The 4,913-nt window shown below is 58.1% G+C and carries 4 protein-coding genes and 1 tRNA gene; all 5 read left to right on the top strand.

Annotated features, from left to right (window positions below):
- On the top strand, positions 1-467 hold a 467-nt coding region (locus AAC035_RS18630; RefSeq protein WP_339806603.1), incomplete at its 5' end, for a S16 family serine protease.
- Positions 468-569: 102 nt separating this feature from the next.
- Positions 570-1,196, top strand: a complete 627-nt coding sequence (fixJ, locus tag AAC035_RS18625) for a response regulator FixJ (RefSeq protein ID WP_339806604.1) — start codon at positions 570-572, stop codon at positions 1,194-1,196.
- Between the two features lie 45 nt (positions 1,197-1,241).
- Entirely contained in the window at positions 1,242-2,834 is a 1,593-nt protein-coding gene (locus AAC035_RS18620; RefSeq protein ID WP_339806602.1) for a response regulator, read from the top strand.
- Between the two features lie 179 nt (positions 2,835-3,013).
- Positions 3,014-3,090, top strand: a tRNA-Asp gene (locus tag AAC035_RS18615).
- A 274-nt stretch (positions 3,091-3,364) separates the two neighbouring features.
- The coding region (locus AAC035_RS18610; protein ID WP_339806601.1) for an NADPH-dependent 2,4-dienoyl-CoA reductase at positions 3,365-4,913 on the top strand (1,549 nt) is incomplete at its 3' end.

Genomic DNA, 4,913 nt, shown 5'->3' with positions numbered 1-4,913 from the left:
TCGATGGTGACAGTGCCACTGTTGCGGAACTTTCTGCCTTACTTTCGGCCATCAGCCAGTTACCGATTGATCAGTCATGGGCCATTACCGGTTCCATGAACCAGTTCGGTGAAGTCCAGCCCATTGGCGGCGCGAACGAAAAGATAGAAGGCTTTTTCGAGACCTGCCGCATTACCGGAACGACGGGTAGTCAGGGCGTTATCATTCCCAAAACCAACATCCAGAACCTGATGCTGGATGCCGAAGTGGTGAATGCGGTGAGAGATGGCCAGTTCCACATCTACCCGGTGTCGTCGGTAGAGGAGGCGGTCGAACTGCTGCTTGGCAAGCCCGCAGGCCGGGCCGATCGCAAGGGTGACTATCCCCGCGGTACAGTGTTCGGAGCCATTGCCCGGCGCCTGGCCAAAATGCGGGAGCATGAGCGCCAGGAACAGGAAGCAGCTGAAAAGCATTCCACAATCCATTAACCTCGGTAAACCCGGGTGTTTCGGGCAAGTCAGGCCGGTTGCGGCGTCAGTGGTCTGGCCGGGGTTATGGACAATAACAACAGAACAGACGACGAGGTGAAAATGACTGATATCCAGCAAACCGTCTATGTGGTGGAAGACGATGAAGCTGTCCGGGATTCGCTCGAGTTGCTTTTGAAGTCGGAAGGCAAAGAGGTCAAAGCGTATCCTTCGGCAGCAGATTTTCTCGGTGATTATTCCGAGTCCATGGCCGGCTGTATCGTGCTGGATATCCGTATGCCTGGCATGGATGGCATGGAGCTGCAGAAAAAACTGAATGCCCGGCATTCGCTGTTGCCCATCATCTTCGTGACAGGTCACGGCGATGTGCCCATGGCGGTCGATGCCATGAAAGAAGGCGCCGTGGACTTTATTCAGAAACCTTACCGGGAAGATGCGTTGCTCGAGAAAATCGAGGAGGCGCTGGCCCAGGATCGTGAACAGCGCAAAACCCTTGGTGAGCGTCGTGAGATTGTCCGGCGAATCAAGACGCTGACCCCGCGGGAGTCAGAAATCATGGACAGAATGATTGCCGGCCAGGCCAACAAGGTTATAGCGATTGAGCTGGATATCAGTCAGCGCACAGTTGAAATTCATCGCTCCCGGGTCATGCACAAGATGGGAACCCACTCCCTGGCGCATCTGGTGAGGATGGTTCTGTCCGTAAAGGACCTTATCGACGCCCGGTGATTAACCGCTCATCATGCGGTGAATGTTTTAACCGGCAGTGATTCTATGATTGATCAGGCCAGTGCCGAGCCCACGGTACTTCTAGTTGACGATAATGCCCAGAATCTGAAGGTGCTTTATGAAACCCTCAAGGACCGGGGCTATCGTCTGCTTATTGCCAATGATGGTGAAAAGGCTCTGACTCTGGCAAAACGGCACCTGCCGGAAGTCATTCTGCTGGACATCATGATGCCCGACATGGACGGTTGGCAGGTGTGCGAGCACCTGAAAGCCGATCCGGCCACGGCGGATTCTGCGGTAGTGTTTCTGTCAGCCCTCGATGATATGGACGCCAAACTCCGGGCATTTTCTCTGGGGGGCGCCGATTACATCGCGAAACCCTTCCAGGCCCAGGAAGTGATTGCCCGGGTCAGCACCCACGCCCGGGTTATCCGCCTTGAACGGGATCTGCAACAGCGCAACCGCCAGCTGGAGGGTGATCAGACCCGGATCCTGAATGCCATTAACGAAGGCATCTACGGACTCGACGAACGGGGCAATATCATGTTCGCCAATCCGGCTGCGGCAATGATCTCTGGCTGTGGTATTGAAGACCTGATCGGCCGTAATTTTTTCAGGCTCCACTTCCGGGCCGGGCAGGGCGATGTCCTGCACGACTTCAATGAGGATCTGCTTGAGGCGGCTGCCGGCCTGCCGGTCCAGGCAACCTGCCATCAGGGCGTGGCCGAGCATCAGCGCGGCGTGACCTTTTACCGCATGGATGGCTCCTCGTTCCCGGCGGAGTATCGGGCCACCCCCAAGCGGGATGGTGAGGTACTCAGTGGCGCGGTGGTGGTGTTCCGGGATATTACCGTCGAGCTGGAGAATGAGCAGGCCCTGGACGATGCACGTGGCATGGTTCAGGACCAGCGTGAGCAACTGGCCCATGCCTCCCGGCTGGCCACCACCGGCGAGATGGCCGCAGGTTTTGCCCATGAGGTGAATCAGCCTCTGACGGCCATTACCAATTATGCCCGTGTTGCGCTGCGCCTGCTGACGGCAGAACAGCCTGATCATGCCCTGGTGGTGCAGACCCTCGAAAAAATTGAAGCACAGTCCCATCGCGCCAGTGAAGTGATTCGCCGGATTCGCAGTTTTGTGCGCAAGCCGGCATCCGGCAAGGACGTGCTTTCTGTTGCCGCCTTGCTGGAGGAAACCCGTCAGTTCGCGGAAGTGGACGCCCGCAACAACGACGGCGGGGTGGAAGTTCAGGTTGCCGACGATATTCCGGATGTACTGGCGGATCCCATACAGGTGCAGCAGGTGGCCCTGAACCTAATTCGCAATGCCCTGGAGTCTACCCGCAGTGCCGGCTCCCGGGAGCCCGTTCTGGTTAACGTCAGGGTTGCTGACCCGGGCTTTGTCCGTATTGAAGTGAGCGACCACGGCGTGGGTTTACCGGAAGATTCGGAGCAGCGGCTGTTTCTGCCTTTCTTCAGTACCAAGGAAGAAGGCATGGGTATTGGGCTCACCCTTTGCCGGTCACTGATTCAGGCCCAGGGCGGTGAAATAGGATTTGAACGTCCGGAAAGCGGTGGTGCGCTCTTCTATTTCACGTTGCCGGTCGCACAGACTCTGGCGGAAGCGGGCGAGGCCTGATCAGCTTCTGACCAGTTATCCGGCGATACTGGGTGGAAGCAGAAATAATCCGGAAAAGTTCCGGAAAAGCGTTGACATGAGCGGCGCCATCTTTATAATTCGCCCTCGTTGTCACCGAGCAGTCATACCCCTGACTGTGTATCGCAAGCCCCCGGGTCTGCAGACGTGACAGCAAGTGTGGAGCGGTAGTTCAGCTGGTTAGAATACCGGCCTGTCACGCCGGGGGTCGCGGGTTCGAGTCCCGTCCGCTCCGCCATTTTCCTTTCTTTCTGCTGTTATGATGTTCTCCTTTTGCGAATGCGCACCGCTCGTTACGACGTCTGGCGGTTTTTTACGTTTCTGCCGTTTCTGTCATGGCTTCAGCGTCTATAGCTTCTTTATATCTCTTCCGGTTCTGCTTCGTTAACTGTCGCTTTCTATTGATGTGTCCGCTGTATCGCTCTAACGTAACTGTCTGATGATCGCCGCCTCCTGAAAATCCGGGTACACGGATCTGCGTCGATTCCCACAACCGACAGAGAGAGTTACCGATGCCAGCTTCCGCCGCTGCGGGCAAATCCCGCTACCCCCATATGCTTGCCCCCCTCGACCTGGGGTTTACCACCCTCAGAAACCGGACCCTGATGGGCTCCATGCACCTTGGTCTGGAAGAACGCCCTGGTGGTTTCGATCGCCTTGCCGCGTTTTATGAAGAGCGTGCCCGGGGTGGTGCAGGGTTGATTGTGACCGGTGGTATAGGGCCAAACCGTGAGGGCTGTGTTGGTCCTGGTGCGGCGAAAATGACCACAGAGGCGGAGTCGGACCAGCATCGGGTAATCACCGAAGCGGTGCACCGGGCCGACGGAAAAATCTGTATGCAGATTCTGCATGCAGGCCGCTATGCCTACCACCCTGAACTGGTGGCGCCTTCGGCTCTGCAGGCGCCGATCAATCCGTTTACGCCCAATGAGCTGGATGAGGCCGGTATCGAGAAGCAGATCGAGGACTATGCTGTGGCCTCAAAGCTTGCCCAGCGCGCCGGCTATGACGGTGTGGAAATCATGGGGTCGGAAGGTTATTTCATCAATCAGTTCATTGTGGCTCGTACCAACAAGCGCTCCGATGGCTGGGGTGGCAGCTATGAAAACCGTATCCGTCTGCCGGTCGAGATTGTGCGTCGGGTACGGGAGCGGGTTGGCCCGGAATTCATCATTATTTACCGGTTGTCGATGCTGGATCTGGTGGAGGAGGGCAGTACCTGGGATGAAATCGTCCAGCTGGGCAAGGCCATCGAAAAGGCCGGGGCCACCCTGATCAACACCGGTATCGGCTGGCATGAAGCGCGAGTGCCCACCATTGCAACCTCAGTACCCCGGGGCGCCTTCACCGAAGTGACGCTGCGGATGAAAAAAGAGCTCAGTGTGCCGCTGGTAACCACCAATCGCATCAACATGCCGGAGGTGGCGGAGAAGATCCTGGCCGACGGCGCTGCCGACATGGTGTCCATGGCCCGGCCGTTCCTGGCGGATGCCGAACTGGTGCTGAAAGCGGCGGAGGATCGGGCCGAGGAGATCAATACCTGTATCGGCTGCAACCAGGCCTGCCTGGACCACACCTTCAGCGGCAAGCTGACCAGCTGCCTGGTGAATCCCAGAGCCTGCTACGAAACCGAACTCAACTACCTCCCGGCGACGGCCCCGAAAAAGCTGGCGGTAGTGGGTGCCGGGCCTGCCGGGCTGGCGTTCGCGACGGTGGCAGCGGAGCGTGGGCATCAGGTTACCCTGTTTGATGCCGCCGCTGAAATCGGGGGGCAGTTCAATATTGCCAAGCGTATTCCCGGCAAGGAGGAGTTCCATGAAACCCTTCGTTACTACCGGGTGATGCTGGAGAAGCTCGATGTGGACGTCCGTCTCAACACCCGGGTCTCGGCAGATGCCCTGGTCGCCGGGGGGTACGACGAGGTGATACTGGCCACCGGTGTGGTGCCCCGGTCGCCGGACATTGACGGGATCGACCACCCCAGTGTCATGGGCTACCTGGACGCAATAACCGGTACGCGCCCGGTGGGCAAGCGGGTGGCGGTGATCGGCGCCGGAGGTA

Origin of the sequence: uncultured Marinobacter sp., assembly GCF_963974375.1 — a bacterium.
Lineage (GTDB): Bacteria > Pseudomonadota > Gammaproteobacteria > Pseudomonadales > Oleiphilaceae > Marinobacter.
Note: the sequence above shows the minus strand (reverse complement) of the source record. Positions and strands in the feature narration are given on the sequence as shown.

What these genes read in the sequence shown, in the direction of transcription:
- fixJ (WP_339806604.1), top strand. Translation starts at nt 570, where the DNA reads ATGACTGATATCCAGCAAACCGTCTATGTGGTGGAAGACGATGAAGCT.
- AAC035_RS18620 (WP_339806602.1), top strand. Translation starts at nt 1,242, where the DNA reads ATGATTGATCAGGCCAGTGCCGAGCCCACGGTACTTCTAGTTGACGAT.